Annotated in this window: 8 protein-coding genes, 2 tRNA genes and 1 pseudogene; 3 read left to right on the top strand and 8 right to left on the bottom strand. The window is 63.3% G+C overall.

Going from position 1 to position 10,835, the window contains the following annotated elements:
* Positions 1-298: pseudogene (locus tag B7X49_RS16020) on the top strand (hypothetical protein); the annotation flags it as partial.
* A 146-nt stretch (positions 299-444) separates the two neighbouring features.
* On the opposite strand, the gene B7X49_RS16015 reads toward B7X49_RS16020, so the two are convergent.
* On the bottom strand, positions 445-2,655 hold the full coding sequence (locus tag B7X49_RS16015) for an NADP-dependent malic enzyme (RefSeq protein WP_286840171.1): 2,211 nt from the start codon (positions 2,653-2,655) through the stop codon (positions 445-447).
* A gap of 149 nt (positions 2,656-2,804) precedes the next feature.
* A tRNA-Leu gene (locus B7X49_RS16010) sits at positions 2,805-2,887 on the bottom strand.
* 24 nt (positions 2,888-2,911) lie between these two features.
* Between B7X49_RS16010 and lipB the strand changes: the two genes are divergently transcribed.
* Complete coding sequence (lipB, locus tag B7X49_RS16005) at positions 2,912-3,661, top strand: lipoyl(octanoyl) transferase LipB (protein ID WP_286705007.1); 750 nt, start codon at positions 2,912-2,914, stop codon at positions 3,659-3,661.
* On the opposite strand, the gene B7X49_RS16000 is transcribed toward lipB, so the two are convergent.
* Positions 3,585-5,075: an oligosaccharide flippase family protein gene (locus B7X49_RS16000; RefSeq protein WP_286705006.1), complete on the bottom strand. Its 1,491-nt coding sequence runs from the start codon at positions 5,073-5,075 to the stop codon at positions 3,585-3,587. The genes lipB and B7X49_RS16000 overlap by 77 nt on opposite strands.
* Positions 5,076-5,260: 185 nt before the next feature.
* Between B7X49_RS16000 and B7X49_RS15995 the strand changes: the two genes are divergently transcribed.
* A tRNA-Ser gene (locus B7X49_RS15995) sits at positions 5,261-5,352 on the top strand.
* A 252-nt stretch (positions 5,353-5,604) separates the two neighbouring features.
* Here the strand turns inward: B7X49_RS15995 and B7X49_RS15990 are convergent.
* The 5 genes from B7X49_RS15990 to B7X49_RS15970 all read right to left on the bottom strand — a co-directional run bounded on the left by B7X49_RS15990 (position 5,605) and on the right by B7X49_RS15970 (position 10,532).
* Positions 5,605-6,267 (bottom strand): hypothetical protein, encoded by a 663-nt coding sequence (locus tag B7X49_RS15990; protein WP_286705005.1) that lies wholly within the window; start codon positions 6,265-6,267, stop codon positions 5,605-5,607.
* 159 nt (positions 6,268-6,426) lie between these two features.
* Positions 6,427-6,717: a hypothetical protein gene (locus B7X49_RS15985; RefSeq protein WP_286705004.1), complete on the bottom strand. Its 291-nt coding sequence runs from the start codon at positions 6,715-6,717 to the stop codon at positions 6,427-6,429.
* A 198-nt stretch (positions 6,718-6,915) separates the two neighbouring features.
* The gene (locus tag B7X49_RS15980) at positions 6,916-8,202 is read right to left on the bottom strand and encodes an AAA family ATPase (RefSeq protein WP_286840167.1); all 1,287 of its coding nucleotides are present in this window, start codon (positions 8,200-8,202) and stop codon (positions 6,916-6,918) included.
* Between the two features lie 172 nt (positions 8,203-8,374).
* Entirely contained in the window at positions 8,375-8,572 is a 198-nt protein-coding gene (locus B7X49_RS15975) for a helix-turn-helix domain-containing protein (RefSeq protein WP_286705002.1), read from the bottom strand.
* A 757-nt stretch (positions 8,573-9,329) separates the two neighbouring features.
* On the bottom strand, positions 9,330-10,532 hold the full coding sequence (locus B7X49_RS15970; protein ID WP_286705001.1) for a phage integrase central domain-containing protein: 1,203 nt from the start codon (positions 10,530-10,532) through the stop codon (positions 9,330-9,332).
* Between the last annotated feature and the right edge of the window lie 303 nt (positions 10,533-10,835).

Raw genomic sequence — 10,835 nt, 5'->3', positions numbered from 1 at the left:
CCTGCCGTGCCGCGAAGCCTGGCTCTACCGCCTGATCCCCGAAACCGGCTTCACCCGCTTCACCCTGCAACACATCCTCGCCGACCCCGAATTCGCAGGATTCCTGCAAGCCAACCCCAGACTCATCCGCATCCTCACCCCGCTCTACAACGCCATGGGCATCGACCTGCCCACCGAACCCCCCTTCGCCCCCGACCCACCGCCCGACTCCCGCCGCCACATCCTCTTCGGCACGCCAGAACCCACCACGTCCGACTCCCCCACACCAACGCCTGATTTCAAAATTCAACCCGCCTGACCCAAGCCCCTTCGCACGCCCATATTGTTGCGATATCGCAACAATATGGGCGTGCGAAGGGGGCGAAATCCAGCCAAACCCCCAGTCCCAGAGTCAAAAAGTTTTTTGCTTCTTTTTTACAAAAAAGAAGCCTTCCCCTTCCTTCCCTACCCCGCCAGCACAGCCTCCATCGCCGCCACCGCGCTCATATTCACCAACCCGCGCGCCGTCACGCTCGGCACCGCGATATGCAGCGGCTTGGCGAGGCCGAGCAGCAGCGGCCCCACGGTCACCGCCTCGCCGGCGGCTTTCAGCAGGTTGAAGCTGATATTGGCGGCGTCGATATTCGGCATCACCAGCAGATTGGCCGAACCGGTCAGCCGTGAATCGCAGACCGAGCGATTGCGGATCGGCTCGAACAGCGCGTCATCGGCGTGCATTTCGCCGTCCACCTCGAGGTCGGGGTCCTGCGCGCGAATGAGTGCCAGGGCCTTGCGCATCTTGCGCGCCGAGGCCGATTGCGCGGCGCCGAAATTGGAATGCGACAGCAGCGCCACTTTCGGTGCGATCCCGAAACGCGTCACCATCGCACTCGCCAGATGGGTCATTTCCGCGATATCTTCGGCGCTCGGATCTTCGTTCACATGCGTATCGCAGAAAAACAGATTGCCGCTCTGCAGGATCAGCGCGGTGACGGCGGAGATCCGGTTGATGCCTTTCTGGCGCGGAATGATCGGCAGCGCGTAGCGGAACTGGCGCGACCAGTCGCCGAGTCCGCCGCAGATTGCGGCATCCGCCTCATCGGAGGCCAGCATCATCGCCGCCGCGACGGTGGGCCGCCGCGCGAGTTGGCGCGCCGCGGCATCCGGCGGCACGCCCCGACGGCCGACCAGGCGCTGGTAATCGGCGAGCAGCCTGGCGGACAGGGTGGTATCGCGCGCGAGCACGATGGCGTTGGTATCACCGACCAGCAGCGGCACGCCCAAATGATCATCGACCACGCTTTGCGCCGCCCGCAGCACCCGTTCGTCCTCGCCTTCGGCATAGACGATGCGCGATTTCGCCGAACGCGCCACCTCGATGACGGGGCGCAGCAGCAGGCCGGAGCGGAACACGAACCGCTCGAGTTCCCTGATATAGACATCGAAATCCGCAATCGGCCGGCGCGCGACCCCTTCCGCCATCGCCGCCCGGGCGACCGCCGGGGCAATATGCAGGATCAGCCGCGTATCGAACGGTTTGGGAATGATGTAATCCCGCCCGAACACCGGCGCATGCCCGCCATAGGCCGCCGCCACCGTGTCCGATGCCTCGATCCGCGTGAGTTCGGCAATCGCATTGACCGCGGCCAGTTTCATCCCCTCGGTGATCGCCGTCGCCCCGACATCGAGCGCGCCGCGAAAAATGAATGGAAAGCACAGTACGTTGTTGACCTGGTTCGGAAAATCGCTCCGCCCGGTGCAGATGATCGCATCCGGCCGATGCGCGGCCACCAGATCGGGCAGAATTTCAGGCTCGGGATTGGCGAGCGCCAGGATCAGCGGATTCGGCGCGAATTTATCGAGCCATTCCGCCTTCAAGACGCCGGGTGCCGAAAGCCCGAGAAAAATATCCGCCCCGTCCAGCACTTCGGACAGGGTGCGTGCGTTGGTGTCGCGCGCCACCGGTTCCAGCGTCGCATCGAGCTTGGGCCGCCCCTGATAGATCACACCTTCGATATCAGTCATCGTGATATTCGCGCGCAGCGCCCCCAGCGCGATCAGGATATTGACGCATGAAAGCGCCGCCGCACCGGCGCCGGACGAGACGATTTTCACCGATTCGATCGACTTGCCCTGCACCTTCAGCGCATTCAGCACCGCTGCACCCACAATAATGGCGGTGCCATGCTGATCGTCGTGGAACACCGGAATATTCATCCGCGCCCGCAAGGTCTGCTCGATCCGGAAACACTCCGGCGCCTTGATATCCTCAAGATTGATGCCGCCGAAACTCGGCTCCAGGGCGGCGACCACTTCGATGAATTTATCCGGATCGGGCTCGTTCACCTCGATGTCGAACGTGTCGATACCGGCGAATTTCTTGAAGAGCACCGCCTTGCCCTCCATCACCGGCTTGGATGCCAGCGCCCCGATATTGCCGAGCCCGAGCACCGCGGTGCCGTTGGTGATCACCGCGACCAGATTGCCCTTGATCGTGTAGTCATAGGCGGTATCCGGATCGTCCTTGATCGCGAGGCAGGCGGCCGCCACGCCGGGCGAATAGGCAAGCGAGAGATCGCGCGAGGTCTCCATCCGCTTGGTCGGCGTGATGGTGAGTTTGCCCGGCCGCGGGTAGCGGTGATAATCGAGTGCGGCCTTACGGAGCGTGTCGTCCATGCTATCTGATCTCCCTGCTACCCCAACAATGCGCGATGCCTCACGTCCGGGCAACCGTCTCACCGCATGGCTGGTTGGCATCGATCGGGAAAAAGCAAGATCGTCGTTTTTACGAAAAAACGGCAAAAACCCCGGATCGGGGAGGGTCATGCGGCCGAGAAGATTCGAACTTCCACAGGGTTTCCCCCACAAGCACCTCAAGCTTGCGCGTCTACCATTTCGCCACGGCCGCACCGTCGCGGGAGCGCTATAGCCGATGGATCAGCCGGTATCAACAACCACCCCGATCGAGTGGAAAACCGAACCCGGCCTGCTCGATTACCAGGCCGGACTCGCGACCATGCAAGCCCGCGCCGCAGCGATCCGCGCAGGGACAGCCCACGAGCAAATCTGGCTGGTCGAACACCCGCCACTCTACACCGCCGGCACCTCGGCGCAGGATACTGACCTCGTCGCCCCCGGCGCCACGCCGATTTTCCGCACCGGCCGTGGCGGCCAATGGACCTACCACGGGCCGGGCCAGCGCATCGCCTATGTCATGCTCGACCTCGCCCGCCCACACGGCATCGTGCCCGCGCGCGACATCCGCCAGTTCGTCGCCGGGCTCGAAGCCTGGCTGATCGAAACCCTGGCCGTTTTCGACATAAAGGGCGAAACCCGCGAAGGCCGCGTCGGCATCTGGGTCGTCGATCCGGCAACCGGCCGCGAAGCCAAAATCGCCGCGATCGGCGTCAGGGTCTCGCGCTGGGTGAGCTATCACGGCATCGCCCTGAACGTCGCCCCCGACCTCGCGGCCTATGACGGCATCATCCCCTGCGGCATCAGCGCCCACGGCGTGACCTCGCTGGCAGCGATCGGGATCGCCGCACCCATGCCAGCGGTCGATGTTGCGCTGCGATCAGGCTTCGCCCGCATTTTCGGCGACGCGCCTAGCCCGCTTCCGCCACCTCCGCCACCACCACCGTCCGGCGAAATATCGCAAGGAGACGCCGCGCCAGCGCAATGACCCGCCGCGGGGCGAGGATCAGCAGCACCCCCAGAAACACCACCCCCGCCGCGAGACCACCGATCACCAGTTGCGCCGCCATCATCCGCGCCCCCAGCGAGGCACCGCCGGCAAACGCCGATACCGCGGCCGCCGCCGCAACCCGTGCGGCAATCAGGGCGATGAACGGTGCCACGAACAGCCGCAGCAGCGGCCATGCCGACCGGCCGATCCCGATCGAGAGCGCCGGCAGCAGCAGCAGCGCGGTCACCACCCCCCGCAATGCGAGTGTCCAGGCAAGCGTGATCAACCCGAACGGCGCGGCAAACCAGGCGGCCAGCGCAATCGTCACCGCATTGAGCCCGGCGAACACCGAGACCAGCACCGGCCGGCGCAGCGCCGTGAGCATGGGATTGACGAACGCATAGATCGCCGCCGCCGGCACGATCAGGCTCATCGCGGCAAACACGGGTGCGGCCTCGACCCAGCGCGCCCCGAACATCAGCACCACCAGCGGCTTGGCCACCGCACCGGCGATCGCCGCGGCCGCGAGCGAGAAAATCGCGATCACATCCATCAGCGACCGCGCCACGGCAAACCGCCGCTCCGGCTCATCGCGTACCGCCACGAACACCGGCAGAAACACCTTGCTCGCCGGAAAGATCGATAATTCCTGCAACACCTCGGCCAGGCGCTGCGCGATGCGGAACTGCCCGACCGCGGCCACCGGCATGCGGATCCCTATCAGCACGACGTACCCCGTCGCCGCGATATAATCGACGAACGCGGCCCCCATCATCGGAATGTTGAACCGCATCGCATCGCCGATCACCCGCCACGACGGAAACGCCGGCGGCCGCCAGCGCGCCGTGATCGAGGCGGCAACGGCATAAAACGTGATCCCCACAATCCGCTGCGCGATCAGTGCGGGCAGCCCATGGCCGGTGAACACCAGCGCCAGCGCGACCACGCCACCCAGGCTGGTGGCACCCAGCGACATCAGGCTGAGCGCCCGAAACCCGAACCGCTGCGCGAGGCGTGCGGACGGTACGATCAGAAACGCGCCGATCACGATATTGATCGAAAGAGCCCGCGTCACCCAGGCGATCGGCCGTGCGTCATACGCCAGCGCCAGCAAGGGTGCCGCGGCGAACAAGGCGGCAGACATCGCGAGCGCCAGCAGCATCTGCGCCCAGAACGCCCCCGCCTCGACCGACCGATCCCCCGGCGATGCGATCACCTGCTCGCCGGCGCCACCGGTCGTCACCATCCGGCCGATCTCGGACAGCGCGGAGGCAATCGCCACCACACCCACATCGCGCAGCGTGACATGGCGGATCAGGATCGCGAGCACGATGAAGCCAAGCCCCCGCTCGCCGACCGCGGTCATCAGATTCCAGGCCGCCCCATGCGCAGCACCCCGCCCAAGACTCACGCGAGCCCGTCCCGACCCAACGGGTTGATGAACGCAGCAACGCAGCGGCGCGGATTAATCGGCATGGGCGCCAAGATAAACCATTTGTCAGAATATGCGACACCTTGCATCAAACCGCCGATCCGCCCTTTACGAACCAGCCCGCGCTGACTAGAACCACGCCTGCATACGCCGTGTACCCCGGCGGAGGGGTGGCCGAGTGGCCGAAGGCGGCGGTTTGCTAAACCGTTAGACGGGTTAAACCGTCTCGTGGGTTCGAATCCCATCCCCTCCGCCAGCGTATCCTGATAAACCATTGAAAATACGCGATATTTTGGCTCGAAAAAATTGTCTGCCCACAAAATTGCCATCAAACGTGCATGATCTCGCGGGATACGATGGGATACGGCGCGTCAGTTTTGGCGTGGTGCGGGCGGGCGGATGATCCGTCTGGTCTATCGCGCGCGGCGGTCATGGCGGGGCCGTGGAACATTCCCATGACGGGAACCTTGCGCCGGGCAGACTCGACTCTGCCCGGCTTGCTCGGCGGTTAGATCAGGCGAATCGCCTGCACCGCCATGCTGATCCGCTTTGGTAACTCCGCAACGAATAGATGATGGTTGGATGGAGCGGATTCGGCCGGCGTATGCATCGAGTGTGTCGCCCACGGGATTGAGGCTAGGGCATTTTTCGCAGCCTGGATGGCGTCCATCTCCTCAAGGCACGCCGATAATTCGCCATAAGCCGCTCGAACCCGATCAGCGATTGCGATCCGCTTTCGGTCCTCAATCGTCCAGAGGCGGACGCGCTCTAACCGGTCGGCCCCGCGCCAATCCTTCTCGGCAGTGGCCACAGATGCCGATGCGCCGGCGTGGGTTCTCTGAGCGAAGTCGAGCGTCCCCGCGGCGTTGTCGAGGGCGTCTATGGCGGTCTTGCGGGCCTTGGGCGCTACCGGCTGCCCAGATGCCGCTTGCGCCACGAGTGCCTCAACCACAGCGGCGGCGGTGGCGTGGTCGGCTTCGGCGGTGGCGAGGGCCGCACCAGCGACTTCCTGGTTCGCCGTGGCAACCTTCAAAGCGGCCTCTGCGGAAATCAGGGCGGGATGCCTCGGATCGGCTTCGATTTCGGCAGGCTGTTCGGTGGCTTCGGTCACGTCGGTTGGCTCCTGTGTTTGGGGGGCGGCGGTGATTTCAGCGGATTCAGTGGTTTTCATAACACTTCCTATTGAAAAAGAGACGCAAGCCGGTGGATTTTCAGGCGAGGCACGTTGGTGGATCGTGGCCAGCCCCGGCATAGCGTCGGCATCGGGTGGCGGCGCAGAGGCGGCGCAGCTCGTTCGGCCCCGGTCGGATCAGGGGGTCGGCGGGGTCAATCATTCCGTCCGCCCTATGATGTCGAAGCTGATCTGTTTCGCCCGTTCGAGCGTCTCGGATGAAAAGCACCCATCCAACCGCCACAGCCCATCGGGTTCGGCGTGCCATAAAAGTGCCCCCCTCTGTGCCGGGCCATCTTCTCGGTTACCAACCAAAACCGGCACCGCCCCCTCGCTGGTGACTCGCCAGGCAACGACCGCGCGGCGAGTCATGCAAGCGACGCCGTCGAGCGGCCGTAGGAAGAGCAGACACTCGGCACCGGCGGCGGCAGGGATGATGGTTTCGTTCATGTCAGGCTCCATTCCGCGGTCCTAAATTCTGATGGTGCGCCCGGCTCGAAAAAGCCGGCGCAGCCATGTAGGGGTATGGGGGGACACATCTCCCGCAACCTCCCGCAAGCAATATCAATGGGTTACAGCACACCTCCCGCACCTCCCGCACCTGTCGCACCCACATACGCAACGAATTTTTGGGGGTCATTGAGCGATCTACGGTGCGGCCTGTCGAGCGATCCGGCGGCACGGCTTGCGGCACCGCATGTAATCTTCAATCGTGATTTTTCGGTCCGCAAACAATGCTGCCATCGCGGTCTCAAATTGCTTGCGGTTAATGCCCTCGCGATCGGGGCGGGCCGCAAAAACCTTGGGGGCGTAGTTGGTGGCATTTCGGGATTCCGATACGAACACATTCTGTTCGCCGCACCGATCGAGCAACGTCAGGAAAACATATTCGGCTTGATAGCGTTCGCTCGATGCCGACGCGCCAGACGGTCGTGCCACTGGCACTAGCGCGCCGGATTCCCAGCGCAACCGGATCGTGCCGCCGTCCGGCGCGTAATTGGCCTTGGCCCGGCTCAGGAGGCGTTCGCCGGAGTCCGTGCCGTCATCGCCTTTGATCCGGGCGATGGTCCAGCGTGAACGCATGGAGTTTGACCAAGCCGTGCTACCGCCATCCAGGCTGCCGCTCGCAAGGCCGGCGCGGGAGGGGTGGCAATTTAACAGGATGGCGGCGCCCCGATCGAGGGCAAGGCGGTTTAGGAGGTTGATGAACCGGCGCACCTGATTGCGATCGTTTTCATTGCCTCCAAAGAGATCGGCCACGTTGTCGAGCACGATCAGCTTGGCGTTCTGCTCGCGCGCCAACCCGACAATCTGGTGGTAGCGGTCATGGATGGTCATCTCGCCGGCGCGGTCGAACGTGCAAAATGTGTTGTCGTGTCCTACTCCGGTGACCCACCGCATCGGTTCAAGATCGCAGAACGATACGCCCGTGGCTCGATTGATACGATCTTGCCGGCGGTGCAATTCCTCGGAATCATCCTCGCAATAGAGGCCGATTGAGCGGCAGGGTGTAACGGCATACCCCAGCCAGGCGGTGCCGGACGCGGTGGCGGTTTGCAGGGCCTGAGCGGTCATGCCCTTGCCGACACCGCCGTCGCCATACTGCCCGGTCACATACCCGACGCCCAACCAATCCGGGATAATCCAATCGCGTTCGGGAATCGGCACCAAGTCGAGCAAGAAGGGGTCAACCGTCGCCATCGCTTCGGTATCGGCCGGCAGCGGCCTTGGCGCGGGCGGATGGTCATTCCGAACGACGGTCAGAATCGGTCTGAGTGCCTCGGCTAGAGCTTTGGCCTTTCGCGCCGCCTTGGATTCCTCGTATCGCCGATCCCGGTTTCTGCTTTTCACCGCATAGAGATTATCTGCCATTTCGGAGCGCCGCGGCAGGCGGTCAATCTCAGCGTCAATCTCCGCTTCGGTGGCGTCCGCCAATTGCGCGGCAATCGCATCGAAGTCGTTTCCCGTGACATTCATGATGATAATTTCCCTGCCATTTCTTCAGAACGCTTGCACAGACTCGCTTCTGTGTGACAGACAGAGTTCGCTTCGGTCGCCTCCGTGTCGATTAAAACGCCACTGCTGGCACGGTTCGGCGGTGGCGTTTTCATTTCAGAGCCGCCGGTTTGGGTCGTACCGGCACGACGGGCAGACTCGCCAAAAACGATTGTAGCGCCGCGTCGGGCACTAGAGTGCGCCGGCCCAGCTTGACCGCGGACAGTTCGCCGCTGGCGATGAGTCTGCACACCGTGGCACGCGATCCGAGCTTGCCCGGCACGGCCAATTCTTTGATGTTGTATAGCACGTCACTGTTCCTAACCGACTGTTGATATCTCTAACTACATCAGGCATGGGGGTTATGGCAATCGATTATCCGCAAAGCCCCATTTTGGCCAAGTATAAGCCGCGGAATCAGCAATGGATGAGCATAGCCTAAATGCGCCATCAAGCATAAATTATTGGCGGATAAGCAACGAAAAATGGCCTATGGTTTCGAGTCCACGTCTAAAAATCCGAAATTTTTTCGATTAGCAGCCCCTATAACCCAAAAAAATTTTTTGGGAGGGCGCAAAATGTTGAAATTGCTATGTAAAAGGGCTAGCCGGGGTGCCGGGGTCGATCTGCGATTCAGGGGTATCCCCCCCCATCGATCGGCCGGGGCGGTGCCTCCCCCGTCAGCCAGGCCGCCCACTCTCGGTGCTGCCATAGCCCATTCCCGCCACGCAGAGGGGTCGCCAGGGCGTTTTCAGGAAGTGCCCGCCACCCCTCATGCGGCAACCGTCAAAACCGGCTGTAGCGGCTTCCTATGCGGTATGGTGACGGTATGTTAATTTAATTGACGCAGGCGCCGGACCGAAGCACGGGCCGATTGTGGGCAGATGCGGGGGCAACGTCACTCAATTCCGTTGGAATCTAGCTGTTTTGTTGCATTTCGCGCCGCCGGTCGGCAGAGGATCACTCCGCCGCCAGCCAATTCGGCACGTCCGGCGGTCGAGACCACGTTATCGGACAGCGGGCGGGTGTAATGCGCTGCCCATGCGTCCATCGGCACCCGCCGCCGGTCATGCCCGCGCCCCGATCTGCACCACGTTCGCCGCCGGCACCCGCTCGCAATGGGCTGCCCATGCGTCCATCAGCACCCGCCGCCGGTCAAAGTGATCGCCACGGAGATAGGCGGCTTCAACCTTATCCCGGTTGGTATGTGCGAGCGCGGCCTCGGCAATTTCGCGCGGGGTGCCGGTCGCCTCGGCTGCCCAATCGCGAAACGTCGAGCGCATGCCATGCACAGTGACTGCCTCGCCTCCGGCCGCCGCCAGGGCCTTGTTTAACGCCACGTCCGACATGGGTTTGCCAACAACGCCACCCGGAAAGACAAGGCCATCTGCACCACGCTGTAGGGGCTGCATGGCGCTCAGGATTGCCACGGCTGCATCGGATAGCGGCACCCGATGCGGCTTGCCGGCCTTCATCCGGCTGCCCGGTATCGTCCAGGCGCGGGCGTCTAGGTCAATCTCATCCCATCGGCACCCGCGCGCCTCGCCTGATCTGGCAGCGGTCAGGATGGTGAAGGCGAGGCACCGGCTCGATATGCCGCCGCCGGCCGCGATGCGCTCATACAGGCCGGGCAGGTCACGCCACGCAACCGCCGCATGATGCACCACGGCCGAAACCTTCGATCGGGCCGGTAGCAGGTTGTCGAGGTGCCCGCGCCATGCCGCCGGGTTCTCGCCAGCGCGCCACCCCCGGCTTTTCGCATAGTCGAGCACGGATTCCACCCGGCCGCGCAATCTGGTCGCGGTTTCTGGCCTGGCCTGCCAGAGCGGTTTCAGGATGGCCAGGATATCATCCGTGGTCACTGCCTGGACCGGTTTCGCGCCGATGATGGGGAAGGCGTATGCGGCCAGGGTGGCCAACCATTGCGCGCCGTGTTTGGCATTCCGCCAGCCTGCCTTGTGCGCCTCGATATATTCCAGGGCCACGGATTCGAACGTCCGCCCACCCGTGGCCTTGCTGGCTTTGCGCGCTTCGATCGGATCACCACCACCAGCGATCAACCGGCGCGCGTCGAGTGCGGCCGTGCGGGCTTCGGCCAATGTCACCACGGGATATGCACCCAGGCTGCACTCGCGGGCCTTACCCTCCCGCATCCACCGGAAATGCCAAGCGGTCGAACCGCCGCGCCGAACGAACCACAAACCGCGCCCATCCCCATATCGGCCGTCTGCCTTGATTGCCTTGATCGCCCGATCGGTCAGCTTGCTCATTTCGATTGCCCTCAATTCTGCCCACAACCTAACATGAGATTGGGTGAGATGCAATGACGCTATGTGAGACAACAGATCGATCGGATTCAGCCTATTCCTTCATGTTTCCGCCTGCTCTGACATTACCTGATATCAGGCTTCGGCAGACATCCCCTCCGCCACCCTCCCATCCAGCAGCACCCAACTCAATCCAATGATAGTCTTTTCCGTGCCTATCCGGTTGACTCAGACACCCACTAGGGCTAGTGGCCCCCGCCATGGCGGCCATTGACATTCACCAGCGTGACGAACTGGCTTTTCCCC

Origin of the sequence: Acidiphilium sp. 34-64-41, assembly GCF_002282635.1 — a bacterium.
In the GTDB taxonomy this organism is placed as follows: Bacteria; Pseudomonadota; Alphaproteobacteria; order Acetobacterales; family Acetobacteraceae; genus Acidiphilium; species Acidiphilium rubrum.
The sequence above is the reverse complement of the archived record's forward strand: the minus strand, read 5'-3'. Positions and strand labels throughout refer to the sequence as shown.

Excerpts from the sequence above, each read along its gene's own strand:
- B7X49_RS16015 (WP_286840171.1), bottom strand. The coding sequence starts at position 2,655 with ATGGACGACACGCTCCGTAAGGCCGCACTCGATTATCACCGCTACCCG.
- lipB (WP_286705007.1), top strand. The coding sequence starts at position 2,912 with ATGGATCAGCCGGTATCAACAACCACCCCGATCGAGTGGAAAACCGAA.
- B7X49_RS15990 (WP_286705005.1), bottom strand. The coding sequence starts at position 6,267 with ATGAAAACCACTGAATCCGCTGAAATCACCGCCGCCCCCCAAACACAG.
- B7X49_RS15985 (WP_286705004.1), bottom strand. The coding sequence starts at position 6,717 with ATGAACGAAACCATCATCCCTGCCGCCGCCGGTGCCGAGTGTCTGCTC.
- B7X49_RS15970 (WP_286705001.1), bottom strand. The coding sequence starts at position 10,532 with ATGAGCAAGCTGACCGATCGGGCGATCAAGGCAATCAAGGCAGACGGC.